Here is a 25,164-nt window from a genome sequence, read left to right on the forward strand (position 1 = left end):
TTTTGAGATTATGGCTAGTTCATTTTTATGAAGAACGGCTGTGTTCACTATGTGTAAACATAAAGTCCTCTTTCGCAGGTTGCTTTACAGGAGCTTTTTCTAATATCCGCTTTGGGAAAAGCCTCCGAAACCATTGGCTGCGCTGAATCGGTACACCGACACGCTTTTGTTGGACTTCTTTAATTCCCTGAATGACAAACTGCATAGCAATGATTACGACCATGAAACCTAGAAGCGGAGGAATAATGTACCACCATCTCCCTGTCATCAAAGCATTTTTGGATGCTCCAATTAGCCCAGACCATTCATATGTTGTTGATTGCGGCGGATCTTGCATAAACCCGCCACTTGAGCCAATGGTTCCACCGAAAAATATGTCGAGAACTCCCAAATGAACGAAGATGAGCAGGGTTTGGATAAACTGCTGGCCAAAAACAATCCCCATACGAGCGCTTAAATGGGGCAGCAAATGCTTCCACAGCAAATGAACCGAGCTGCCTCCTAATACTTTCGTACTTAATACAAATTCTTCTCTCATAAGTAACTTCATTTCATTTCCAAACAACATAATGACGAGCGGGACTGCTAATAAGGTAAGAATAACCGCCTGGTAAATAATGCGCTCCATTTCCGTGGTCGTAAAACCACCCGGCGGCATTAATAGGACAGGGCTCAGTAACAAATAGGCAATGATAGTTAAAGGTAGAAAATGCATCCCATCCACAAGTTTTTCAAATACCCGCTGCAGCCTTGGTGGACAGAAAAAAGCGTAAGGAATGGCTAGGATAAATCCAATCGCCACCCGAAGAAAGGCAATCGCTATTCCAAATAGAACGGTGTATTTCGCCCCTGTTAACAGCTGATCAAGAATACTAAACCCAAGTTCATCTGTACCTAGAAACACATATTCAGGATTGTGTGGGGCGGCACTGACCAGTTGACCATTTTCTCCATAAATGTGGTAAAACTTATCGACCAGTGGATCAGCGGTTGCTGTATAAATCACACTGATTGCCACTATAACAAAAATGACACTAAAGCCGATGAGGAATTTTATATTTTTAAAATGGACGCCTACTTCACGAAAGGACTGCTTTAGCCACTTTCCATTTAGCCTTAATGAAAAAGAATCAACAAAGCGATTCATCTTCAAATTGGTTTCTTCGGCTATTTTATTTTCCTTAAAAATAAACAATTCTGTTCCCTGGTAGAAGACAAAGAACGGTGTAAATAACATGGTCAAAATAACGGTTGTTACTATCGGTCTAAAATCATTCATGAAGGCCGTTGTAATGCCGTTGATATTAAAAATATATTCAATAATAAGCAAGCTCGATAATGCCCCCCACAGAATAATTTTGGAGTGGTAAAAGACACTTTTAATAATGTTTCTAAGAATATGAACGTTGAGGATGAATGATTTAACCATGCCTTTACTTTTTGCCATCTGCACATAAGATTTCGTCATTTCTTCGTCTAACTGAACTAAGATGATTTTGTATAATGAAACCATGGGAAGGATGGCCAACGCAATGATAGGCAGCCAATAAATTTTCTCTTGGCCAACTGTTACGAAATCCATGAACAATACATTTGTCTGTTTATACAGCCAAACAATCAGTAACTGAAAGCTGAAAGCGAGGAGCAAGTCTGGAACGGCTTCTACTAGATTTAAGAAGCGCATAACGATCCGTTTTAAAATCGCTGGCAGAAAAAACGTCCCGACTGCAAATACAAACGCTAAAATGAATCCTACGGCAATGGCGCCGAAAAAAATTGTCATCGAGTAACGATAAGGTTCCCACAAATACAGAAGCAACGGCTCAGGGCTGCCTTTAAAAAAATACACCCATTCGGAGGGTTGAACAATGCTGCCGAATAAATGAGTAAGTCCATCTAGATAAGCGGGAACGTTTAGAAAGGTGCCCGCTCTAAATAATGCAGGTGATGCACTGATCAGTAAAATGCCAAATAGTCCAAACACATAGTAGGATACAAATTTGATTATCTTCATTTCTTAACCCCCGAAGGCTTGTAACAAGCCTTTCTGTTTTTAATTTTTAAAATTATCAGTCACCTGTATGTAAAAAAAAGATACACTGTTTAACAGTATATCTTTCCTACCATCTATATTAATGAATACGGCGGATTTTTTCAATAAAATTCCAAGAATCTGTTATTTCTTCACTGGAATAGTTTTGTTTACTCTTTACAGTGTGTACTTTCTCGGTAATCTCATCTTTAGGCAGATGTTCAAAGAAAAGCATCGTCGAAACGAGTTCAAGAAAGCGGGAGCTCTTGGCGTTCATTTCCTTCATATGTTGATCAAACGGAGGAAGCTTCACGGCCGACTGTTCAAGAAACTCACGGCCGGACTCCGTAATCCGGTAACGATACTGGTAATAATTCTTTTTTTCCTCTTTGGCTTCACTAATAAATCCCAAGTTGCACATTTCTTCAATTCTAAGTGTTAATTCTTCAGAATAGGGACCATAAAAGTGAAATTCATACCGCTCCTCAAAAGGGATTTCACACTTTTTCAAGATGTAAATCATTTTTTGCAGCTTTTTTCGTCCTACGATATCTTCAGAGCTTGAGAAGAACTGCATTAGCTTTGCATGATTCTCCAACATGACGGCTCCACTCCTTATCCAAACAAAATTTCCATAATACGCTGTTTCGTCTTGCTTCGACTCGACATTTCCTCAAGAAAATCCAGAGGAATATACAATTTATGATCCGTCCGCTTCTTTCCGGATATCGATTCAACGATATCGGATAAACGCGACAATTCCTTAAGCTCTTGATTTGGCTTCAGCAAATGAATCGGCAGGCGCTCGCCTTCTTCCCCGGGACGGTAAAAGTCGTAGGGCAAGTCGGAACTTGAATCAACAACTAAATAGTAGTCTGGGTTCAAACCTGCTTTGTCGAACAGTTTATACAACTCCATCCATTCATTCATTTGCAAGTTAGGGTTAAACTCAATGTATTTAAAGAGACGCCGGTTAACGAAGCGTTCACAGAGGTCAGATAGAACCGGATCGTCCTCATTCATCCACATCTGGAAATAGTAAAGCGTAATCGATTCATCCAGCTCTAAATACTCTCTTAAATTCGGTCTTCCCTTGAAAAAGGAAAGAAAGTGGGTCGGCTCAAGTTTGAAGGTATACCCTTCCTCATGCAGCTCCTTTGCGCGATGGAGAATTTTTGACAAAATCACTTCGGCACTTCTCGTTACTGGGTGAAAATAAACCTGCCAATACATTTGATAACGGCTCATAATGTAATCTTCTACGGCATGCATCCCACTCTCTTTCACGACGACTTGATCTTCCATCGGACGCATCACACGAAGAATCCGCTCCATGTCAAAATGACCATAGCTTACCCCTGTGAAGTAGGCATCACGCTGCAGGTAATCCATCCGATCCGCATCAATTTGGCTTGAAATCAGGCTGACAACGAGCTTGTTTTTATACGTTTTATTAATGACATCGGCAACTTTTTTCGGAAAGCCTTTCTCCACCTTTGAGAGCACTTGATTAATCTTCGTATCTCCGAGAATAATCGCTTGCGTAAAGTCTTCATGATCGAGCTTAAATACTTTTTCAAACGAATGGGAGAAGGGGCCGTGTCCAAGATCATGCAATAAAGCGGCAGCTAAGCACAGCAGCCGTTCTTCCTCATTCCAATTCGGACGATCCTTAAAGTTGTTAATGATTCTTCTTACAATTTCATAGACACCAAGGGAATGGTTGAAGCGACTATGTTCCGCACCATGAAAGGTTAAGTAGCTTGTCCCAAGCTGTCTGATTCTTCGTAACCGCTGGAATTCCGGTGTGCCAATCAAATCCCAAATCACACGATCACGCACGTGTATGTAGCGATGAACGGGATCTTTAAATACTTTTTCTTCACTTAATTGTTCGTCACGATAGGCCATCAGCTTATCCTTTCTTCACGACATTTTCTACTATTATATACCTTATCTGCGTATAAAAAAACATCTTGACAGATATGAAATTAGCAGACGAACTATGAATCTGTTAAAGCACAAAAAAGGCTGGCAAGATATCAACCTTACCAGCCTCTTATGAAGTTAAAAGAAAATTATCCTTTGTGTGGGTCGACGTAGTCAGGAAAATCTGTAATAATCCCATCCACCCCAGCATTTAATAGAAAGTTTGCTGACTCTTGATCTCTAACAGTATAAGGGTGTGTCTTCATACCAAATTCATGAATACGGTTTACAAGATCCTTCGTAATCATCGCTTTATTTGGATTGAAATACTCCGCATAGGAAGAGAAGTTTGCCAACTGTTCATTCGAAACGCCATCTTCACTATATCCAAGCAGGACCCCTACTGGCACGGATGGAAGAATGGACTGAAATGTTTTCACAGATTCATGGTCAAAAGATTGGACGATGATTTTATTGTTTTCTGGCTTATGCATATTACGGGAAATGAGTTCATCTGCTACCTTTTGTTCAATCCCTGGATAAAGGGATGGTGATTTCAACTCAATTAAAATCCCGGACCTTCCTTTATATGCATCAAGCACTTCCCCGAGTGTTGGAATTTTTTCACCAGCAAATTCTTCACTAAACCAACTTCCTGCATCAAGCTTCCTTAGTTCCTCGTATGTAAAGTCCTTGACTTGTCCAGAACCATTTGTGGTGCGGTCGACAGTCGTATCGTGAATAACGACAAGCTCCCCATCTTTACTCATTTGGACATCGATCTCGAACATTTCCGCTTTCATGTCGACTGATTTTTCAAAAGCTGCCATGGTGTTTTCAGGTGCATATCCTGAAGCTCCCCTGTGGGCGATGGTTAATGTCTGCTTGCGGTCTTTGTTCTTCAACTCATTCGCAAATACGGAGTCTCCTGACGTACTAAATACTCCCATAAATAAAACCCCCGTGATCAAGATAAACAGAAAACGCGACATACGCTTCTCTCCCTTCTTTTATTATTTCTAAGTCTACCAAACTTACATTAAAGGAATATATAGGTAATATTGTGTTTTTGTAAATGTAAGTAAATCTATTTAAGGAAGGTTCTTTTTCATAAGGGCACTTATCCTTTGCATCTGTTATAATAAGAACGGTTTGTTAAAAAGGAGAAACGTTTTCATGAACAATATTCATACATTATTACACCCTAAAACATATCGTTTCATTGACCAAAGCAGCTTAGGGCCTGGATTTTCTGCCCTCCAATCATTTGCGACGGATGATGCCCTGGCGATCTCCGTTGGACAAGGGACTTCCCCAACCACTGCAAGGTTATGGGTTCACCATCATACCGTCGTGCTCGGCATACCCGACGCACGTTTGCCTTTTATATCTGAAGCTGTCGATTATTTAAAAACACAGGGATATCAGGTGATTGTGCGAAATTCTGGCGGACTTGCCGTGGTACTTGATGAAGGAGTATTAAATCTTTCTTTCATTTTTCCCGATTCAAAAGAGGTCAATATCCATGAAGGCTATGAGGCAATGGTTGTTTTTATCAAGCATCTGTTCGCAGACCTCACCAAGGATATCGAGGCCTACGAAATTACGCAATCCTACTGTCCAGGAACTTATGACCTCAGTATCAACGGGCGAAAATTTGCCGGGATATCGCAGCGTCGTGTGAAACAAGGATCTGCTGTACAAATTTATTTAGACGTGACAGGTAATGGGATGGAGCGCGCTCGTTTGCTAAAGGATTTTTACCAAATTGGAAAACGTGAAGAAGTGACTCGCTTCGTCTATCCAAATATCGATCCGACAGTGATGGCATCGATGAACGAGTTGTTGGGCACACAATTGAGTGTCGCTGATGTTCGAGACAGAATCCTATATCAGTTGAGTAGGCTAGCTGACAAAGTGGTCGTTCAGCAGCTTGAAGATGAAGAAATAGACTCATTCAATAAACGATTTGAACAAATGATTGAGCGAAATGCAAAAGCACTCGAGCGGATGGAATAACGCACGAGTGCTTTCTGTTTACTTACTTTGGAATTGCACGAAATCTGTGGTTAATTGCACATAATTTTAAATAATTGCACGTAAATCCAGCTAATTGCACATAATATCGCATACTTACACATTTAACGGACTAATTGCATATTTCACAAACAAGTATCCGAAAGCTGATTTAGCTTACGGGATACTTTTTAAAGAGACTGTGCTGCAGTAATGATTGCAAGTTTGTAGACATCATCAGAATTACAACCGCGGGACAAGTCGTTGACCGGCTGGTTCAACCCTTGCAAAATCGGTCCCACCGCGTCAAAGTTACCAAGTCGTTGAGCGATTTTATAGCCAATGTTCCCTGCTTCAAGGCTTGGAAAAATAAACGTGTTGGCCTCCCCTTTTAATGGAGAATCAGGCGCCTTTTTCTCGGCAACAGATGGAACAAAGGCAGCATCAAATTGGAACTCACCATCGATCAGCAAGTCTGAATTCTGTTCTTTAGCAAGCTCCAGTGCATCTGTCACTTTTTCCGTTTCAGGGGACTTTGCTGATCCTCTCGTTGAAAAACTAAGCATTGCAACTTTAGGGTCGATGTCAAAAAGCTTCGCCGTATCAGCACTAGCTAGCGCAATTTCCGCCAAATCCTGGCTGTCTGGTGAAATGTTGATAGCACAATCTGCAAATACATATTTCTCTTCATCACGAACCATGATAAATACGCCGGATGTTTTCTTTATGCCGGGCTTTGTCTTAATGATTTGAAGAGCTGGACGTACGGTATCAGCTGTAGAATGAGCCGCACCACTGACAAGTCCTGCTGCTTCGTCCATATACACGAGCATGGTTCCGAAATAGTTCTCATCCTTGAGAATTTCACGTGCTTTCTCCTCTGTTGCCTTGCCCTTACGGCGTTCTACAAAACTTGCAACCATGTCGTTAAAGGCATCATAGTTTTCCGGGTCAAGAATTTCAGATGTAGAAATATCCACACCTAACTCTGATGCCTTCTGTTCTACTTTTTCTTTGTTCCCAACTAGTACAGGTGTGACTAACCCTTCTGCACCTAGTTTACTGACAGCGGTCAGAATACGGTCGTCTAACCCTTCAGGGAACACGACTTTCTTGCCTTTTCCATCAATTTTGGCTTTCAACGTATCGAATAGGTTACTCATTTTTGAACCCTCCTATTTCTTGTTCTGTACTATATGATAAGATGTTTTGTGTTTAATTAAAAGTAATATGGTAGGATTTTTTTTGTAAAGCGATTACACCTTCAATCTGCCCTTCTTTTTTGTTCACAATACCTTCAAATTTCCTGAACTGATGCGGATAGGACACTTATGTTATATTGAGATAGGAAGGATTACTTAAACTTTAGACAAAAGGAGCGATCGATCCATGCCAGAAACAGTTACGACGGCGGATGGTTGGTATTGCCTGCACGATTTCCGCTCAATCGATTGGACCTCATGGAAATATGTAAGCAGTGAAGAACGCGAACAAGCCATCAGCGAATTTCATCAGCTGATTGGAAAGTGGGAAGATACAGAGAAAAGCAAACAAGGAAGTCATGCTTTATATACCATTGTTGGTCAAAAAGCTGACTTAATGATGATGTTTGTGCGTCCTACTATAGAAGAACTGAATGAACTTGAGACTGCTTTTAACAAGTCCAAACTAGCTGAATTCACTGCGAAAGACTATTCCTATGTTTCAGTAGTTGAACTATCGGATTACATGGGGCAAGTGGATGAGGAAGATCCCAATATTAAGGGTCGCTTGAAGCCAATTTTACCGAAGTGGAATCACATTTGCTTCTATCCGATGGACAAGCGTCGTCAAGGAAACGATAACTGGTACGTGCTTGAGAAGGAAGAACGTGCCAAGCTGATGTACGCTCACGGCATGACTGGACGTCAATATGCGGGCAAAATCCGCCAAATCATTACTGGTTCCATCGGTCTCGATGACTGGGAATGGGGCGTTACACTTTTTGCACATGATGTGCTGCAGTTTAAAAAGCTCGTTTATGAAATGCGCTTTGATGAAGTAACCTCTCGTTATGGTGACTTTGGTTCCTTCTACGTTGGGAATTTGCTGAAACCAGAAGCCGTCGAACAATTCCTACACGTATAACCTGAATTCTAAAACAGCCCCTCAACAGGGCTGTTTTTATTTTACAGTTACTTCCACCTCAGGTCATCCATAAAAATGGATGACCTGAGGTGGAAGTTTATCCCTTTATACGGTTCGTTTTTGGATGTTGATGCTTCCTGCAGTATAGAAGATGATGAATCCTGCTCCGATGGCGATCGTTAGTGATTCGATTGGGACAGAAAACACGCCTCCTTTAGGCATCATCATCATAAAGGGCTGTACCCATGGGTAAATCGGTCCGAATGTTTCTGAGTTCGCTACCAACATATTCGGCAGCGTGAGGATAACATTGACAGTGAACGGTGCTGCGAAGCTTGACCAAATCATCGCTAACCATAAGGTGACTGCAATCAAAGGCAGTGTTGAGATCAAGCCGCCTGCCATGCATTTAAGTACCAGTTCGAGTGGTATAGTTTCCCCGATTTCTTTGATCGACCCCACTAAAACAAAAACCCCAGAAAACATCATTTGATTTAAAGCCACTAATCCAAGTACCATCAAAAACTTGGCTGCATATACTTTCTGTCTAGTAATGGGCATACTAAACAACCGTCTCCATCCTCCATTCTGGTGCTCGTACCGACAGATAAACCCTGAAAATACACTCACCATCAATGGAAGCAACAGCAACGAATGGACTGGCACCATAACCATGAATAAAAGGACCCAGCCATTCATCCCTTCTTCCATAGGAAGAGAGCCTGTAAAACCGATGACCCCCGCTAATATCGGGCTGACAAATAACAGCAGCCAGACTTTCGTTTTTCTTATTTTCAACAACTCTGAGGAAAGCAATGATAACAGCATTAGGCAATATCCCTTCTCTTAAAGTCAAGTACACCGGCGAAAACAATCAAGAACCCAACTAGCAAGCCGAGTCCTACAAATGGAAGTGGATCTTTTCCTGGGAACATCAGCGGCCATTTCCAAATTAACCAGTCTGGTGCTTCATAAGCATAGGTTGAGAAAACAGCCGCGAAAATGCCAATCGCCAGCGGTCCAGCCTGATTTTTTGATACAATCGACATCCAAAGCTGTAAGGCTAAAACCGGAATTCCTGCCAGAAAGGGGTAAAAGCTATTTTCCATGATAGCCACCATTGAAAAGTCCCAGCCAAATCCTAATACTACTCCAAGAACGATTGTTCCGATAAACAATAAGATAGATGATAATCCGATCATCATGGCGGTAATTAAAAATTTAGAGATAAACACATCTCTTCTTCTTACAGGCAATGCTAATAGTTGCTTCCAGGAGGTTTGCTTATGTTCAATCGAGGCGATTTGCGACGCTAAAATCGCCATACCTAGTAATAGGGCTGGACAGACAAACATGTTAACGAACTGAATTAACGTCCCCCACTGATCAGGATAGTTCTGCATGATCCAGTCATAGCGAACCCCATAGTTTACACCTTGAAGAGCTATGACCCCAAATGGTCCTAAAAATACCAGCAGCCAAAACCATTTCCGCTTCACTTTTAATAAATCAGCTTGCAGAATGGGCAGCATGTGACCCACTCCCTTCCCTTGTCAGATCCAGAAAAATATCCTCGAGAGACTGACGTTGTTCTTCAACGCGGTAAACAGGAATCCGCTGGTTGACCAACGTGGCTACAAGTTCCGAAATGTATTCATCTCTTCCATCTTCCATATAAATATAGTCGTCATCACTCTCAACCACATATCCTGATTTAAGCAGTTTCGATTTGGCCGCAGCCCCGTTCCCTACCCTCAGACGAATATGCGGACGTGCCTTACTCCTCAACGTCTCAATCGAATCCTGATAAATCATTCTCCCTTTGGAAATGATTCCGACTTGTGTCGCCATCTGATCAATCTCACTCAGTAAATGGCTTGAGATCATTACAGTAATCCCATACGTCTCCGGCATCGATTTGATTAATTCCCTCATCTCGTGTATCCCGGAAGGATCAAGGCCATTAGTTGGCTCATCCAAAATAAGCAGTTCTGGATCTCCGAGTAAGGCCGAAGCAATGCCTAAACGCTGCTTCATACCGAGCGAATATTCTTTCACAAGCCTGTGGGCATCTTTTGTCAAACGAACAACCGATAATACATGGTCAATTCGCTCCTTTGGTACTTGCAAAAGCTTTCGCAATGTTTCCAGGTTTTCTTTACCACTTAAATGTTCGTAGTAGGAAGGTGATTCCACGAGGGAACCAACCTTGCGAAGAATATCAATCTTGTGGTTTTTTAAATCTTTATTAAACACTTGAATGCTTCCACCGCTTGGCTTCATCAGCCCCAGCAACATTCTGATCGTTGTCGTTTTCCCTGCACCATTGGGACCAAGAAATCCGTAAATCTCCCCTTTTTTAATCGTAATATCCACTCGGTCCACCGCGTTTGTCTTTTTAAACGTTTTTAACAATCCATGGGTTTGTATAATCGTTTCATTCACCACTCATCACCTCTACACCCATGGTACACATCCTTATTTAAATGAAGCTCAAGGTTTTGTTTAAATTTGGTTTAAACTTCAGGAAACTTTTTAGAAGGTTCATCCGTATATTTTAATGAAGGAGGATGACACCCAATGAAAAACCAGCCCAGAATTAACCTGCCCACCTCGTCATTTGAAAAATTTTCTACTCTACTTTCCTTTCTCGCCATTCTTGCTGCATTTATTTATTTGTTTATCGTTTGGAATCGCATCCCCGACACCATACCCGTTCACTTTAATGTAAGTGGGGAACCTGACCGATATGGCGGGAAGTGGTCTGTTGTGGCTCTCCCCGTTATTTCTCTATCCATCTGGGTCACCTTTACCATACTCGAGAAATATCCTCATGTGTACAATTACACCATCCACGTAAATGAGAACAATGCCGAAGTCCAGTACAAAAATGCTGTGCTGATGCTGAGTTCGTTAAAACTCGTCATAGCTCTAACATTCGCTTATTTAACTTGGGCCAGCATTCAGATTGGTCTCGGTTATCAGCAAAGTCTTGGATTATGGCCCATGGTTATTACGCTTGGAGGAACACTGGGTGTGGCTTTCTTTTTCCTTATCCGCTCCCTGTTATTAAAATAGGACGCCTGCTGTTAAGCATGGGCGTCCTTTTTAGTCATACTCACCTTTGTTCCTTGTTCATCGGTTTCTATCGCTAACCTCACATTCATTTCCCGTGTCATTAGTTCAACAATAGACAAGCCGATGCCTGTCCCCTGTCGATCAGCCGTTTTTTTCATCCCTGGACCGTGGTCTTCGACGGTGATCTTATCATGTGTGACGGCCAATCCAGCATACCCTCCATCAGAAGCATACCTCACAAGATTCTGCAGAAGGTTATCAAACACACGCTCCATCCATTTTGGATCAACATTCCAGTAAATTGGCTTATCTAATGTTTGCACATCGACCTCTATCCCATGCTCTTCTAACGCTGGATACCAGTGTGCTGCTGTCTCCCTAATAAAACGGTTCATCTCAATGTCTTCAGGATGATAAGGGTACTTTTTCCCTGTCAAAAGGGTGAATGAAAGTAAATTATCGATCAGGTCACTTACGTAGTCAATTTTGTTATTGACGGACAGTAACTTGTCCTGCCCCTGCTCACTTGTTACTTCTGGACTGACCCCATTCAATGCTGCTCTGATCGTCGTCAATGGCGTACGCAAATCATGAGACAAATTAGCAATCAATTCCCGACGGATTTTCTCTTCTTGTTGCTCACGCTGCCGACTTTCTTCGAGCTCATGGATCATATGATTAAAACTTTCTTCCAGTTGACCGATTTCATCGCCGTTCGACCTTTTTACTGGTAAAGGAATACCCGCTTCCCCTTTTCGCTCCATTGCTTCCTGCAATCGCATTAACCTCTTATGGAACCTCTTAAAAAACAGCCATGACAAGAAAAGAAATCCACTCATGAACAGAAGGATCACGGCACCAAATACATAGCTGTAATAATTGCTTAATTGTGTAATCGGGGACCGATGAATTCACGATCAAGCTGCACGACCATAAAACCCTGCTCCTTAGACCCTCCAATAAAAGAAACCACTGTAAACGGATCATTGTCATAGTTCTTTTTCATAAATTGAACGGTGTATAACGATGACCACTGTTCAGGCAATGAAGCCTCATAATTTACGGTTTCCATTGTTTCTCCCTGTCCGTTCACCCAAAACATAGCTGCATCCGGAAACTCCTCGTGCAGTTCATAAAGCCGTGCACTCACCTGTTCATCTTCCGCCCCGTTTAAGGCATCTGCTTCTTTATTCCACCTTGATTCAAAAGTCGAAAAGTTTCCATATGGCTCATTCGGATCTTCCAAAAGGGTGGCTGGCAGATAGACAACCATAGATACAATCGGGAAAGATATAGGCAGGGCAAGGACAGCAAGTAAGATAAGCAGTAAATATTTTGCTTGCAGCGATTTAAGCCATTTCTTCATGCCCTCACCCGATAGCCGATGCCGCGTATTGTTTCAATAATAATGGGGTTCGACGGATCTTTCTCTATTTTTCCCCTTAAGTGTCTGATATGGACCATTAACGCCTTGTCCCCTTCACGATACGGTTCTTGCCATACCCCCTCATACAGTTGTTCCTTCGTTAAGATTTGGTTTAAATGTTTAAGGAAAAAACGGAATATGTAAAATTGCTTGCCTGTCAAAATAATTTCCTCATTCGTTTCCCTATTCATAATGACATGTTGATTAATCTCTAAATGACCTAATTGGGTAGTTTGCTCTGTAGATCGTTCATACTTTCTTAACTGAACTTCGACCCTTTTAATCAACTCCTCAGGATGAAAAGGCTTTGTCACGTAATCATCAGCGAATTCAAGACCTTCTAATTTATCATCAATTGACGTTCGGGCTGACAGCATAATGATCGGAATGGTCGAGTCATTTCTTTTCACACGACGGCCTATCGAGAAACCGTCAAGCCCCGGCAGCATCACATCTAATATAACCAGATCATACAAGCTCAAGTTTTCAGGTAGATCAACCCCTGATGTAAGCCATGTAGTCTTGTAGTTACTTTCCCTAAGCTTTTGTGTGACCCATTCTCCTATTTCGATATCATCTTCAAGGTATAAAATATGCACCATAGTTCCTTCTCCCTTTTACTTTTTCTTACAGCAAATGATACACCATCTTTGCCATCTTTTTAATATTTACATTCATAACATACAGGCAGTTGAATATAGTGATTAAGAGTCATCTTTTGATGCTATATAAAGCGAGGTGACAGGATGGCTGTCATTCCAAAGACCGAAAAAGGTGTACAGCTGCTTGCCAGGTTAATGAGAGCTGAAGCAGAGGGTGATGGCAAACTTGGCATGTTAATGGTCGGTAATACTGGTGTCAATCGTGTAAGAGTAAGTTGTCTTGATTTTACTGGTATCAAATCGATTCGGGACATGGTTTTTCAGAGCCCTGGGGGATTTGAGGCTACACAGAAAGGATACTTTTACCAGCGGGCACGTGAGCAGGATAAGGCGCTCGCCCGTAAGGTAATCAAAGGAAACAGGTACCATCCCGCTTCTAATTCCCTCTGGTTTTTCAAGCCTCCAGGGAGTTGCCCAACCCAGTGGTATGGACAATGGAATGTAGGACGGTACAAATCGCATTGCTTCTATGCACCTCTTAGCTCCGAGTGTCCTAAAGCTTATTAATAATATAAGGAGTGATTACATTGGCTAATGAACAATCTGGGAAGCAAGAAGGGGCTAAACAACAGCAGCAGCCGAACCCTTACTACCCGGGAAACCCTTACTTACATTACTATCAAGCCGCACGAGCATCAAACCAGGGAGGCACCCCTAACCCATACATGCAAGGAGGACAAATGCAGGGAATGCCTCATGGACAGCAAGGAGGACAAATGCAAGGGATGCCTCAAGGGCAGCAAGGAGGACAAATGCAAGGAATGCCCCAAGGACAACAGGGGGGCCTTCAAGTCCCACAAATGCCTCAAACCCAACAAAATGGCGGAGTCAACCCTCAGGGAATGCTGCCCATGCAGGAATCCTATATAGAAAACATTTTACGTTTAAACGAAGGTAAAAGAGCAACAGTTTACATGACCTTTGAGAACAATGAAGAGTGGAATGCTCAAATATTCAGAGGAATCATTGAAGCAGCCGGTCGTGACCATATCATTTTAAGTGACCCTGAATCAGGCAAGCGCTACTTACTGCTCATGATTTACTTGGACTACATTACATTCCAAGGTGAAATTAACTACGACTATCCCTACAATGGATCACCACAGGGAATGAGCCAGTACCCGCCACGTTAGTAAATGCAGGAAACCCACTATCACATAGTGGGTTTCCTGCATCATTCTATTTTAAAGAGGGTGATTTTATGAAACACCCCTATGAACAATACTATAAGCTACATTTGGCTACACTGCTTGTAGCTGTTGTTCTAGCTATAGTCGCCTTATTCAATCTAGGACATCAATGGATTATTTTGTTTATGTTTTATATTTTAGCGGCTGGCTTAGCTATTGAGGCATTTATTGAATTAAAAAAACAGCAACTGGTCTCATGCATAAGTCAGCTGCTGCGTGCCATCGTTCTGTTCATTTTCGTAACGATTCTATATTTTTAAATATGTTTTATAATAGCGTAACCAAGCAGGATCCAGCCGATTAAAAATGACAATCCACCAATTGGTGTTATCATCGCAAAGGTTTTAATCCCAGTCGGCGCATAGATGTATAAGCTGCCTGAAAATAGTAGAATTCCTATAAAAAAGAACCACCCCGCACTTGTCATCAGACCGGTCTGGATTTTGCTCATTAATAACCCTGTCACAAGCAGTGCCATCGTATGGAACATTTGATAGTCTACGGCTTTAGTCCATTGGCTTAAACCTTTTTCGGAAACTTTCCCTTCCAATCCGTGTGCGCCGAATGCTCCTAATGCAACGGATAAAAATCCATTTATCACTCCAAGTATTAAAAACAGCTTCATTTGTCCCACTCCTTAAAAATCAAAAATCGACTTCCCATTTGCCTCATCATGGTCCAAGCTGGATTCCGGCTTGGATTCTTTTTGTGCAGGCTTATCGGCCCCCATCATTTTTCGAATTTCTTCAGCAGTAGGTTCCTGAACTGACCCCTGGGTCTGCTTGGAATTCGGTCCTTCCTCCAATACGAGGTCAGACAGCAGTTTAACTGCACGGATATGCTCACGAACTTGTTGATCATCTCCATGATTCAGCATTGCTTCTTGAATTTCACTCGACATCTTTTTTAGTATCGTTTGATTCGTTATAGCCATTTTCTGACTGCTCCTTTTTCACGTTTCCGTATCTCAGACACTACACTAAAGCATCTCTGCCTAACATCTTAACATGCTCCTGTTCTCTATGTCTTGTGAGGGGAAACATCCACACACAAAAAAAGAGAATCCCTAATAAAGGAATCCCCTTTTCACAAAAATAGTACACAATCTATTCAATAATCCCGAGAGCTTGAAGAAAAATGAGAATGATCATAATCGGTGCGACGAATTTAATCACTGTATGCCAATATCCACCTATTGGTGAGCCTGTCAAGTCAGCCGATTCTAACGCCTGCTCTTTAGTAAAATACCATCCTACAAACAAGGCCATGGACAGACCGCCGATGGGCAGAAGAATGTTCGATGCTACATAATCCATTGAATCTAAAATATTGTTATTTCCAATCGGTGTGATACCAGACCAAATTCCGAAGCCTAAAGAAACACTAATACCGAGAATGAACATTATTGTCCCGACAAGAATGGTTGCAAAACGTCTTGACCATTTAAAGATTCTCATAAAGTAAGCCGTAGGAACCTCTAGTATAGAAACAGATGAAGTTAGCGAAGCAATAATAAGTGCAAAGAAGAAAACGATCCCTACGATTCCCCCAAAAGGCACTTGCTCGAAAATACCCGGAAGTGTAATAAATACAAGTACTGGACCAGACTGAGGATCTATTCCAAAGGCAAATACAGCAGGGAAAATCACTAGGCCTGAAATAATAGCGAAACTTGTATCCATTAAACCAATTCCAAGAGTTGCACCAGGCAGTTTGTTTTCTTGTGATAGATAACTGCCATAGGTCAGCATGGCTCCCATTCCGATACTAAGTGAGAAAAAGGCTTGCCCTAAGGCTGCGATATAAATAGATGGATCACGAAGAGAAGACCAGTCAGGGTAAAATAGAAACTTTAAACCTTCTTTGGCACCATCTAAAGAGATGCTATAAAAGGCAAGAACAACTAATATGATTGCAAGTAATGGCATAAAGATCTTATTGACTGCTTCGATACCTTTGTTGACACCACTTAATACAACAGCGATCGTAAAGATCATAAATAGGGCACTCCAGAACACAGGGTGCCAGGCATGTGAGGTAAACTCACCAAAGACCGCTGCATAACCTGCATCCGGCTGTGTGAAAAATTGGCCGGTTAGATACTTCCAGAAATAATAAATCGACCACCCCGCGACGACACCATAAAATCCTAATATTAAAAACGCACTCATGACTCCAAAAAAACCAGATAGAAACCATGGTGTATCTGGGGCCAGCTTCTTAAAGGAGCCGACTACATCACTTTGTGCCTTTCGCCCAATACTAACTTCCGTTAATAGGAGCGGCACGCCAATTAAAATAACGAAGGCTAAGTAAAGGATTAAAAAAGCGCCTCCTCCATTATTTCCCGCCACGAAAGAGAAACGCCAAATATTCCCTAGCCCTACAGCTGAACCTAAGGCTGCAAGCATGAACCCGAGTTTCGTCCCCCATTTCTCTCTTGCCATATCTTCATCTCCTTTCATTCTATTTAAATATTTTTCAGCATATCATAATTTCAGAGGAAGAACGATAGACAATAGTCAATTCCAGTTTATTTATATCCTGATATCTATATGTGAACGTGAAGTAGAATATGAAATTTGGGATAGATCAGACTTCGCTTCAAATTGCATACAGCTCGTCCCAGTTGTCTTCAATATTAAATCAGACGGCATTTCTTTTCCTTTAAATCCATAAGCCCTGCATCCTCTAGGAAACTGTGGATTCCATGTAGTAAAGAAATGCTTACATTTGAAACAGTTCACCTTACGCATGCTCCCCCTCTTTCTATACGTTTGTATGATAGAATCATAGCACAGCAAAACTAGAATCACTAGGATGTGTAATGATGAAACAATGGTTCGGACCATGGATTGATCAGCCTTTTCATGCCTTCGGAACGGCTCACCTATTCATGCTTGTTGTATTTAGCTTGGGGATGTGCGCATTATGGCTGTTTTCTTCACAGATTAAAAAAGAAACACGCACTCACCATGTAATAAGATGGGCATTATTCGCTCTCTTATTTACCTGTGAGGCCAGCTATCAAATATGGACGGTAGTTCATCAAGTGTTCTCCCCAGCGGAACATCTCCCGCTTCATTTATGTGGAATCGCTTCCCTGTTCGCAATGATTGGACTGCTCACCTATAACAAGAAACTTATCCAAATCAACTTTTTCATCGGTATTGCACCCGCGCTGCTTGCACTGATTACCCCAGATATCCCTCACGGCTATGAGCATTTCCGATTCTGGAAGTTCTTCATCCATCACATGGCGATCCCATGGGCAAGTCTATTTCTGGTTGTAACAACTAATGTTTCTATTAACCGACAGATTATGCTTGAAACATATGGCTATCTTGTTCTCTACTCGATTACGGTTGGATTTGTTAATAAGTTGATCGGATCAAACTACCTTTATCTTAGCGGTCCACCTGCCGCTTCGACCCCATTAGATTATTTGGGTGAAGGTGTCTGGTATTATCTCCATTTATCTTTACTTGCTTTGCTCGTTTTTTCATTTATGTTATGTCTTTATCGTGCAGGCCGGTTTCTTAGGTGAACTTTCCTTTTTTGATTCTTTTTTCCTTAATTAGAAAAGATTCTTTTCTAGTAAACCCACCCCAAAAATTTACTTTTTCATCATAAGTCTCTGTTCTCTGATCGGACATGCTTTTCTTTCACTGATAGGTAGATTACTATAATAAATAGATACAGAAGGGAGAGATTTTATGGAAATCAAACCACTATTGGATTTTGCTTCATTTACAGATATTCAAAGCCGTTGCTACCCTGGGATGGGACTGACTACAGAGGAAGACAAACAAAAAGCTACTGAACATCGCGAGAAAATGGATCAATATGATCGAATCAACCATATAGGTGTTTATGAGGAAAACAATCTCGTTGCAGGCTATATCCACTACTCTCTTCCCATGAATGTATATGATCAAACGATTCCGAGCGCTGGTGTGGGTACACTCGCCGTTGATCTTCCATATAAGAAAAAGGGCATAGCTAAGCAAATGGTTACACACTTTATTGAACAGGCGAAGAGAGAAGGTTATCCGCTCGTGCATTTATATCCATTCCGACCCGACTTTTACAGAAAAATGGGCTTCGGATTTGGACCACAGCTCAGCCTATATCAATTTTCACCTGCCAAACTTCCCTACTTCGATAAGATAACCGCGGCCACCCGGCTAGATGATCAGCAGGAAATCCAACGTTTTTACAATGAATGGGCCGAAGAAACCCACGGAGCCTGTAATAAAGCAGACTATGAGTTTCGCCATGTAGGGATGGCCCATACGGATGTAATCGGCTGCCGGATCAACGGAAGACTCGAAGGCTACATGATCTATCAATTTAAACGAGAGACAGGTGATACTTTCTTACGTCACGACCTGCATGTTACCGACTGGTTCACACGGACAGATGAAGCCTTTCAATCTCTAATCAACTTTCTCCATAACCAAAAGGATCAAGTACGCTCCGTCGTGTTTCCAACATATGATGACTCCTTGGCTTTTTTATTAGATGATCCGAGAAACGTTAACGAGGATCTTATCTTCCGTTTGTATCATGAAACACATAAACGAGGAACAGGTGTGATGTATCGCATCGTCGACCTTCCCCTCTTCATGAAATACATCAGTGAACACTCTTTTGGTTCCGAGACTGTTACAGTACATTTCGATGTGAAAGACACCCTTATGGAGACGGAACGAACAACCTATTCCTACCGTTTTGAACGAGGAAAACCTCACATGTGTGATGACATTGATGATGGGGTCCGTGTCGCTATTGGAATTGCTGATCTTTCTTCGCTTTTAATGGGGTGTGTGTCCCTATCGACCCTTTTACTTTACAAAAGAGTTGAGGTAAAGGGGTCAGAAGGTCATGCAGGACAAGTCAAGCGGCTTTTTGACTCTCCACAAAAGCCAGAGAACTGGTCCTTCTTTTAAAAACAGTAGTTTGCGAGATTATTCTACCCTTTTTAAAAAAGATTCTAACTAAGATTCATCTGATTCTGACCAAAATCGTTTTAATCTCCCCAAAACGAGCTAAATAGGATTCTGACCAAACCGCAATTTTTCGACAAAAAGCGGCTAGCCTGCTTCAGACTAGCCGCTTTTTTTGATGTTAAAACATATAAGGTGCATATACAAAGATAATGATCATAATCCAAATAAAATCAACGAAATGCCAATAATAACTGAATATCTTTTGTTTTTCCTCAAGTAATGCTTTAGGTAGATCCTGTCTCAATTGAAACATGAGCAGAATCATCCATCCAAGTCCAAAAGCCACATGGGAGGCATGCAGCCCGACGAGAACATAGAAGGAAGCCAGGAAATTATTCATCGACATGACATAGCCCTCATGCACGTATTTGTAGAATTCGTGGATTTCTAACCCCAAAAACACGGCACCGAGCAGAAACGTTGCGATCAGCCCCACCCATATCTTCATGCGGCTCCCGTTTTCCATCCCTTTTTCCGCCATGAGTAATGTCCCGCTGCTTGAAAGTAAAAATATGGATGCCAATACAACGGAACGCAGCTCAAATACTTCTGATGGATCTGCTCCTTGTGAAGCAGGCGTAAAAATAATATAGGTGGCAAACAATGTCGCAAACATGACAGCTTCTACTCCTAAATAAATGAAGAAACCTAACCGTTTATCACCAAATAAATTCTGAGACGCTGGATGGCTCATTTCTTCGCCTCCCCTCTATAGACTGCTTTCCGTTCATCCGTTAATGAACGGAGAATGAAAAAGATGAAAACGGTGATGCCAAAAATCACTTGCAGCCAAATCCAATTGTAGACAAAAGCCACACTAAGCGCGATCATGATTCCTGCCAGCGTGACAGGCTGATAGCTTTCAACAGCAATCGGGGATGGTCTCGGATCTTCTGCATTTCCAAGCTTCGCCTTCCCTACTTTACTGTACCAAAAGGAATCCATTGTCGTAACTTGAGGCATCGGGGTAAAAGGATGCTCGGGTGCCGGAGAATCGACTGACCATTCAAGAGTCCGCCCATCCCATGGGTCGCCTTCAGCCTTTTTACTAAATCGATGGGTCTTATAGAGGTTCCAGATGACGAACAGCATACTTACCCCCATTAAAAACGCTCCTATGGTACTAATGAAGTTAAACACAAACAGACCATCTTCCCACGTGTACGTATAAACACGACGCGGCATTCCGTTCAGTCCAGCGAAGTGCTGCGGAAGGAAAGTAAGGTGAAAGCCGATAATAAATAACCAAAAATGCCAGCGTCCAAGTGTTTCATCAAGAACCTTCCCGGTCATTTTCGGATACCAATAATAAATTCCGGCAAAGGCCCCTAAGATTGTACCGCCAACCATCGTATAATGAAAATGGGCAACGACAAAATAAGAGTCGTGATACTGGTAATCGGCTGCGGCTACCGCGAGCATTACTCCTGTTACCCCACCCATGACGAAGGTCGGGATAAAGCCGAGCGCAAACAACATGGGGGTTTTTATCCTTACGACACCGCCTCGCATTGTAAATAACCAATTAAACACTTTGATCCCTGTAGGAATTGCGATCAGCATGGTTGTAAGGGCGAACACCGAGTTCGCGAGTGGCCCGAGTCCAACTGTGAACATGTGATGGGCCCAAACCATGAAACCGAGCAAACCAATCAGGGCGAGTGCAATTACCATTGATGTATATCCATAGACTCTTTGTCTGGAAAATGTCGAAATCACATCGGAAAAGATACCAAAGGCCGGCAGTACGAGAATATAAACCTCAGGATGACCGAATATCCAGAACAAATGCTGCCAATAGACAGGGGACCCCATCTCCCCTCCAAAGAAGGATGTCCCGTAAAATCGGTCAAAGGTTAACAGCAATAAAGCGATAGCTAAAACAGGAAACGCGATAAGAATGAGAAAGGATGTGACAAGTGTTGACCATGAAAATAGCGGCATCCGCGTTAGTTTCAGCCCGGGAGCTTTTAAACGAACGATGGTCACGATCATATTAATCGCTGTAAATATCGTTCCAAGTCCCGAGACTTGCAGCCCAAATATGTAATAGTTGATGTTCGGCCCCGGCGAATACGTATCAGTAGCTAGCGGGGCGTAAGCTGTCCACCCTGCGTTAGGTGCTGCATTAAAGAAAAAGGACATATTGAAAATAATTCCGCCTGAAAGAAATAGCCAGAAGCTTACGGCATTTAAGTAGGGAAAAGCTAAATCATTAGCCCCTATTTGAAGAGGTACAGCCACATTCATTAAACCGATCAGCAGCGGCATAGCAACAAAAAAGATCATAATCGTTCCATGAGTTGTAAAGACCTCATTGTATTTATCACCTTGAAATACCCAGAAATCATTATTCGGCATGGATAGCTGTGTTCGAATAAACAGGGCATCCATCCCGGCTCTAAAGAAAAACACGATCGCAAACAGGATATACATCGTTCCTATTTTACGATGATGGGTCGTTCTCATATACCCGAATACTATGGGCCACTTTTGTTTCTTTGTCACCCATAAAAAGAGTAAAATGCCGCCTAATATTGAGAAAACCCACGCTGCCACTACGTCAGAAGGCACTTGTCCAATTAATGGTAGATTCATAGTTCATTCACCTCTATTCACGATACTATCACTCTGTTGCCAACCAATTCTCAAATTCCTCCTGTGTCACTACTTTTGTTTCAAAGCGCATATTCGCGTGCCCAGTTCCACAGAATTCAGCACATTTCCCTTGAAAATCTCCAGTTACGCGTGGAACAAAGGAAAGCCTGTTTTCCTTATTTGGCCGCACATCCACCTTCCCAGCTAAACTTGGAATCCAAAAAGAGTGAATCACGTCCGTCGATGTCAAGTGAAACGTAACTTTTTGATCTTTGGGTAAGACAAGTTCATTGAGCGTTGTTTTTCCATTCTCATAGGTGAATTCCCAGCGAAATTGCTTGGCTTCCACATCAATGATCCTCGCCTCCTTCGATACACTTTGACCAGGCCCAGACATTTTGCTCGTAATATCATAGGTCGCTTTGACAGTCGGCACAGCTAAGATAGCCAGTAAAAGAAAAGGAATAACCGTCCAGGTCACCTCAAGCCACTTATTTTCTTTTTTTTCCTTTGGTATGTAGACAGACGTTTCTGATCTCTCTTTATACTTCCTTATGAAAAAAACAAACAAGACGAAAACGACAGCCAATACGAGCATCATGATCGCGAAACTTAAATAAATCAAATCGGTTATCTTTTCCGCCGAATCACTAGCTGGGTCTAATACCCGTAAATTACAGCCGCTCAGCAAAACAAGTGTAAGCAAAAGAAATACTTTCTTCATTCCACTCAACCTTTACTGTTGTATTTTTTCCCTCTCACCTTCAAATCTATCTTCTTAGTTATAACCCATTTCCCATATATCAACAGTTAAAACATATATGATTTCAGCCGTAACTTCGGACCCATAGAAAAAGCACCCCATTCCGATCGGGACGGGGCCTTTCGCTGATTAGCTATCACGATTTTCCAAACGATGAATCCGTGCTTCCAACTGTTCATATTCTTCTCTCGTTACAAATCCAAGCCTCTTCATTTGTCCTTTTATTCTTGCTCTAGATTGTTCATTCCACTCCTCGTTTGTCTGTTCACCTTTTGTTACCCAGGCATTTAAAATATCCTTTGCCTCGGAGGGAGTCACATCACCTTTTGCCACCATTTCATTGACCTTTTTTTCAAACTTCTCCTTGCCACTTACAGCAGCGCCTAATCCGAGGTAAAAACCTTGTTTTAATAAACTTCTCATTTTCACTCCTCCTTATCGTGTTCCTTATCTTTTTATCATACGAATGTGACTGACTCCCACTACAAGCATCCCTACCACACCAAACCCACAAAGCACGATTCCGATGGTTAAAAGGAAGCGAGTTTCATTAACCATCGCAAACATGATTGATCCTGCCCCTGCTACCATAAATAAAAAAGCAAGCATTCCGTAAAACAAATAAAATTGATGAAAAAGCTTTTTCTGTTGTTCAGTACGCTGCCATTCCCTTTGCTTGTCGCCGTCCTCTAAATAACTAACCAGTGCTCTTGGAAGTGAAAGAAGCGGCTTAGCTGATTCGCTGATCATTTCTTTATAAAAGGAAGCACGTGAATTTTCTCCAGACATCCACCGTTTAAGCACGGGTCTGCCCCAGTCTACTAAATCAACCTGGGGATAAATGGTCATTAACACCCCTACAACGATCGATGTCGCCCTTCCTAGAAAAGCATAGTCTGCAGGAAGTTGGATGGGCTGCTCTTTAATGAAAGATTGCAGTTCATCCATGATATCGCTCATTTTATTCGCATCTAGTTTACCGAATCCACCGTCTAAATATAAATCAGTTGTCTGTTTAATTAACTTTTTCACACGTTCAATATCTACATCTGCTAATAAAAAGTCCATTTCAATCAATGCATGAATAACGCGATCGTAATCCTCTAAAATAAACCCTTGCACCATTGACCGAATGGAATCCGCCTCAGTTTGTTTCATCACACCCACCATGCCAAAGTCAATCACAACAATTGTGCCATCAGGTCGGATCATTAAATTTCCCGGGTGGGGATCTGAATGAAACATGCCTGAAAATAAAAATTGCTCAACACATAGGTCAAACAAAGTTTTAGCCACTTTTTCGGGATGGATATGATGCCTCTTCATAAAGGCTAAATCAGTTATTTTCGCTCCTTCAATCCATTCCATTACGAGAACACGTTTCGTAGATATTTCCTTGTAATAGTCAGGAATGTAAACAGATCGGAAATCTTTAAATCTCCTCTTAAAATGATTGCCGTTCGAAAGCTCCAGAGTGAAATCCAGTTCATTCGTAATAACTGTAACGACTTCTTTATACAAAGCAGGTAAGTCAGCCTTTTTTCCATATCTAGTAAATGTCCCGATAATAAAGAACACCATCCGCAATGCTTTGAAGTCGACTTTAAAAATTTCATCCACACGATAGCGCTGGACTTTAATGGCTACAGGGGTCCCATCATGTAATACGGCACGGTAAACATCACCGATAGAGGCGGAGGCTACCGGTGTGTTATCTATTGATTTTAGTTGTTCGTCAATAGGACCACCCCACGCTTGTTCTATGATCTGCTTTGAGTATTGGAATGGAGTGGACTCGACCCGATCAACTAATCCTTCGAGCTCTTTAATAAAAGATCGTGGAAGCAAATCTGCCCTCGAACTAAGAAATTGCCCAAATTTAATCAAAAGACCGCCAAGTTCAATGGCTTTCCTTCTATATTCCCATGCCTGCCTCTCAAGCAGCCCCTTCCATTTATCTTTTGTGTTTTGATCCCATATACGATGTGTTTTATGAAACCAAAAAATTTGCAGTAAAAACTTCACTGCCATCCAAACAATCACTGTGATACGGTAAAGCGATATGTATTTCAACCGGCTGTTCATTCCCCTCCCCCATTTCTTATAGGCTGTGTGGTATCTTCTTTACCCTTATTATAAATTCATCAACCTTAAAATTAGTTGGTTTCTCATTCGGCAATATATGCAACGCTTCGAGTTTGAACGGGGCTTTCGATCGATTACTTCTGATTCTTTTGTCGTAAACATCATCCCAATTTACTATTCTAAATTTTTTGAAAATTACTCACTCTACCTTTATAATAGAAAGTGGTTCTAAGGGGATTAAATAAT

27 protein-coding genes are annotated in these 25,164 nt (G+C 41.8%); 8 read left to right on the plus strand and 19 right to left on the minus strand.

Annotated elements, in window-relative coordinates; all coding sequences use genetic code 11:
- Positions 1-25: 25 nt before the first annotated feature.
- The 4 genes from MUO14_RS08860 to MUO14_RS08875 all read right to left on the minus strand — a co-directional run bounded on the left by MUO14_RS08860 (position 26) and on the right by MUO14_RS08875 (position 4,953).
- Entirely contained in the window at positions 26-2,014 is a 1,989-nt protein-coding gene (locus tag MUO14_RS08860) for an ABC transporter permease subunit (RefSeq protein WP_244754872.1), read from the minus strand.
- Between the two features lie 118 nt (positions 2,015-2,132).
- The gene (locus MUO14_RS08865; protein ID WP_244754873.1) at positions 2,133-2,633 is read right to left on the minus strand and encodes a YwgA family protein; all 501 of its coding nucleotides are present in this window, start codon (positions 2,631-2,633) and stop codon (positions 2,133-2,135) included.
- Positions 2,634-2,647: 14 nt separating this feature from the next.
- Positions 2,648-3,943, minus strand: coding sequence for an HD domain-containing protein (locus tag MUO14_RS08870; RefSeq protein WP_244754874.1), 1,296 nt, complete (start codon positions 3,941-3,943; stop codon positions 2,648-2,650).
- A gap of 167 nt (positions 3,944-4,110) precedes the next feature.
- Complete coding sequence (locus tag MUO14_RS08875; protein ID WP_244754875.1) at positions 4,111-4,953, minus strand: glycerophosphodiester phosphodiesterase; 843 nt, start codon at positions 4,951-4,953, stop codon at positions 4,111-4,113.
- A gap of 184 nt (positions 4,954-5,137) precedes the next feature.
- On the opposite strand from MUO14_RS08875, the gene MUO14_RS08880 reads away from it, so the two are divergent.
- The gene (locus tag MUO14_RS08880; RefSeq protein WP_244754876.1) at positions 5,138-5,980 is read left to right on the plus strand and encodes a lipoate--protein ligase family protein; all 843 of its coding nucleotides are present in this window, start codon (positions 5,138-5,140) and stop codon (positions 5,978-5,980) included.
- Between the two features lie 188 nt (positions 5,981-6,168).
- On the opposite strand, the gene pta is transcribed toward MUO14_RS08880, so the two are convergent.
- A complete protein-coding gene (gene pta / locus MUO14_RS08885; protein ID WP_244754877.1) occupies positions 6,169-7,140 on the minus strand; it encodes a phosphate acetyltransferase in 972 nt (323 codons plus the stop codon).
- A 226-nt stretch (positions 7,141-7,366) separates the two neighbouring features.
- On the opposite strand from pta, the gene hemQ reads away from it, so the two are divergent.
- A complete protein-coding gene (hemQ, locus tag MUO14_RS08890) occupies positions 7,367-8,104 on the plus strand; it encodes a hydrogen peroxide-dependent heme synthase (protein WP_244754878.1) in 738 nt (245 codons plus the stop codon).
- A 105-nt stretch (positions 8,105-8,209) separates the two neighbouring features.
- Here hemQ and MUO14_RS08895 read toward each other — a convergent pair whose 3' ends face one another.
- From MUO14_RS08895 to MUO14_RS08905, 3 genes are read right to left on the minus strand one after another with little or no spacing between them, the layout of a single operon-like run.
- Complete coding sequence (locus tag MUO14_RS08895; RefSeq protein ID WP_244754879.1) at positions 8,210-8,932, minus strand: ABC transporter permease; 723 nt, start codon at positions 8,930-8,932, stop codon at positions 8,210-8,212.
- Complete coding sequence (locus MUO14_RS08900) at positions 8,932-9,636, minus strand: ABC transporter permease (RefSeq protein WP_244754880.1); 705 nt, start codon at positions 9,634-9,636, stop codon at positions 8,932-8,934. Before MUO14_RS08900 ends, MUO14_RS08895 begins: the two co-directional genes overlap by 1 nt.
- Positions 9,614-10,549, minus strand: a complete 936-nt coding sequence (locus MUO14_RS08905) for an ABC transporter ATP-binding protein (protein ID WP_244754881.1) — start codon at positions 10,547-10,549, stop codon at positions 9,614-9,616. Before MUO14_RS08905 ends, MUO14_RS08900 begins: the two co-directional genes overlap by 23 nt.
- A gap of 135 nt (positions 10,550-10,684) precedes the next feature.
- On the opposite strand from MUO14_RS08905, the gene MUO14_RS08910 reads away from it, so the two are divergent.
- Positions 10,685-11,182, plus strand: coding sequence for a DUF1648 domain-containing protein (locus MUO14_RS08910; RefSeq protein WP_244754882.1), 498 nt, complete (start codon positions 10,685-10,687; stop codon positions 11,180-11,182).
- 11 nt (positions 11,183-11,193) lie between these two features.
- Here MUO14_RS08910 and MUO14_RS08915 read toward each other — a convergent pair whose 3' ends face one another.
- Genes MUO14_RS08915 through MUO14_RS08925 form a run of 3 tightly spaced genes read right to left on the minus strand, consistent with a single transcriptional unit; the run spans position 11,194 to position 13,210 of the window.
- The gene (locus MUO14_RS08915; RefSeq protein WP_255822182.1) at positions 11,194-12,021 is read right to left on the minus strand and encodes a HAMP domain-containing sensor histidine kinase; all 828 of its coding nucleotides are present in this window, start codon (positions 12,019-12,021) and stop codon (positions 11,194-11,196) included.
- Positions 12,022-12,065: 44 nt separating this feature from the next.
- A complete protein-coding gene (locus MUO14_RS08920) occupies positions 12,066-12,548 on the minus strand; it encodes a hypothetical protein (protein ID WP_244754884.1) in 483 nt (160 codons plus the stop codon).
- Positions 12,545-13,210 carry a response regulator transcription factor gene (locus MUO14_RS08925; RefSeq protein WP_244754885.1) on the minus strand — a complete coding sequence of 222 codons (666 nt, stop codon included), beginning with the start codon at positions 13,208-13,210 and terminating at the stop codon, positions 12,545-12,547. The genes MUO14_RS08920 and MUO14_RS08925 overlap by 4 nt, the downstream gene beginning before the upstream one ends.
- Positions 13,211-13,354: 144 nt before the next feature.
- Here MUO14_RS08925 and MUO14_RS08930 point away from each other — a divergent pair, with 144 nt between their 5' ends.
- From MUO14_RS08930 to MUO14_RS08940, 3 genes are all read left to right on the plus strand, one after another.
- Positions 13,355-13,777 (plus strand): cell wall hydrolase, encoded by a 423-nt coding sequence (locus tag MUO14_RS08930; RefSeq protein WP_244754886.1) that lies wholly within the window; start codon positions 13,355-13,357, stop codon positions 13,775-13,777.
- Between the two features lie 14 nt (positions 13,778-13,791).
- Complete coding sequence (gene gerQ, locus MUO14_RS08935; protein ID WP_396265839.1) at positions 13,792-14,403, plus strand: spore coat protein GerQ; 612 nt, start codon at positions 13,792-13,794, stop codon at positions 14,401-14,403.
- Positions 14,404-14,471: 68 nt separating this feature from the next.
- Positions 14,472-14,720 (plus strand): hypothetical protein, encoded by a 249-nt coding sequence (locus tag MUO14_RS08940; RefSeq protein WP_244754887.1) that lies wholly within the window; start codon positions 14,472-14,474, stop codon positions 14,718-14,720.
- On the opposite strand, the gene MUO14_RS08945 is transcribed toward MUO14_RS08940, so the two are convergent.
- The 3 genes from MUO14_RS08945 to MUO14_RS08955 form a co-directional block, all read right to left on the minus strand.
- Positions 14,717-15,085: a DUF423 domain-containing protein gene (locus MUO14_RS08945; protein WP_244754888.1), complete on the minus strand. Its 369-nt coding sequence runs from the start codon at positions 15,083-15,085 to the stop codon at positions 14,717-14,719. The two genes, MUO14_RS08940 and MUO14_RS08945, sit on opposite strands and share 4 nt — an antisense overlap.
- A gap of 12 nt (positions 15,086-15,097) precedes the next feature.
- A complete protein-coding gene (locus MUO14_RS08950) occupies positions 15,098-15,394 on the minus strand; it encodes a YwdI family protein (RefSeq protein ID WP_244754889.1) in 297 nt (98 codons plus the stop codon).
- A gap of 172 nt (positions 15,395-15,566) precedes the next feature.
- On the minus strand, positions 15,567-16,907 hold the full coding sequence (locus tag MUO14_RS08955; protein WP_244754890.1) for a sodium-dependent transporter: 1,341 nt from the start codon (positions 16,905-16,907) through the stop codon (positions 15,567-15,569).
- Between the two features lie 383 nt (positions 16,908-17,290).
- Between MUO14_RS08955 and MUO14_RS08960 the strand changes: the two genes are divergently transcribed.
- Entirely contained in the window at positions 17,291-18,007 is a 717-nt protein-coding gene (locus MUO14_RS08960; RefSeq protein ID WP_244754891.1) for a YwaF family protein, read from the plus strand.
- A 169-nt stretch (positions 18,008-18,176) separates the two neighbouring features.
- Complete coding sequence (locus MUO14_RS08965; RefSeq protein WP_244754892.1) at positions 18,177-19,412, plus strand: GNAT family N-acetyltransferase; 1,236 nt, start codon at positions 18,177-18,179, stop codon at positions 19,410-19,412.
- A 178-nt stretch (positions 19,413-19,590) separates the two neighbouring features.
- Here the strand turns inward: MUO14_RS08965 and MUO14_RS08970 are convergent, their stop codons facing one another.
- The 5 genes from MUO14_RS08970 to MUO14_RS08990 all read right to left on the minus strand — a co-directional run bounded on the left by MUO14_RS08970 (position 19,591) and on the right by MUO14_RS08990 (position 24,918).
- Positions 19,591-20,166, minus strand: a complete 576-nt coding sequence (locus MUO14_RS08970) for a cytochrome c oxidase subunit 3 (RefSeq protein ID WP_244754893.1) — start codon at positions 20,164-20,166, stop codon at positions 19,591-19,593.
- A complete protein-coding gene (locus MUO14_RS08975) occupies positions 20,163-22,070 on the minus strand; it encodes a cytochrome c oxidase subunit I (protein WP_244754894.1) in 1,908 nt (635 codons plus the stop codon). The genes MUO14_RS08970 and MUO14_RS08975 overlap by 4 nt, the downstream gene beginning before the upstream one ends.
- 28 nt (positions 22,071-22,098) lie before the next feature.
- Positions 22,099-22,794 carry a cytochrome c oxidase subunit II gene (gene coxB, locus MUO14_RS08980; RefSeq protein ID WP_244754895.1) on the minus strand — a complete coding sequence of 232 codons (696 nt, stop codon included), beginning with the start codon at positions 22,792-22,794 and terminating at the stop codon, positions 22,099-22,101.
- Positions 22,795-22,962: 168 nt separating this feature from the next.
- Positions 22,963-23,256, minus strand: coding sequence for a phasin family protein (locus MUO14_RS08985; protein WP_244754896.1), 294 nt, complete (start codon positions 23,254-23,256; stop codon positions 22,963-22,965).
- A gap of 24 nt (positions 23,257-23,280) precedes the next feature.
- A complete protein-coding gene (locus tag MUO14_RS08990; RefSeq protein WP_244754897.1) occupies positions 23,281-24,918 on the minus strand; it encodes an ABC1 kinase family protein in 1,638 nt (545 codons plus the stop codon).
- Between the last annotated feature and the right edge of the window lie 246 nt (positions 24,919-25,164).

Source organism: Halobacillus shinanisalinarum, assembly GCF_022919835.1.
GTDB classification, from domain to species: Bacteria; Bacillota; Bacilli; order Bacillales; family Halobacillaceae; genus Halobacillus_A; species Halobacillus_A shinanisalinarum.